This is a genomic window from Bartonella sp. AA86SXKL (assembly GCF_042196885.1).
The window spans coordinates 352-593 of the sequence record NZ_JBHIRE010000507.1 but is presented as its reverse complement, the minus strand read 5'-3'; the positions used below and the strand labels follow the sequence as shown (position 1 = coordinate 593).

Here is a 242-nt window from a genome sequence, read left to right as displayed (position 1 = left end):
TTGGGCACCAATCTTACTGTATGTGGGATCAATCTTATGGACGATAGGGTATGATACAATTTACGCGCATCAAGATAAAGAGGATGATGCTACCGTTGGTGTACTTTCCACAGCGCTTCTCTTTGGTAAAGGTACCAAGTGTGCTCTGGTATGTTTGTATAGTGGTTTTTTGGTATTCGTCAGTTTAGCGTTTTATTTGGCGCAAGTCCCTCTCATTAGTTTTTTTGGACTTTTTGTGGCAA

General features: G+C 40.9%; 1 protein-coding gene. It reads left to right on the top strand.

Annotated elements, in window-relative coordinates:
- Window positions 1–242, top strand: a 242-nt coding sequence (locus ACFIO5_RS12930; RefSeq protein ID WP_375705624.1) for a UbiA family prenyltransferase, incomplete at both ends; no start/stop codon positions are given.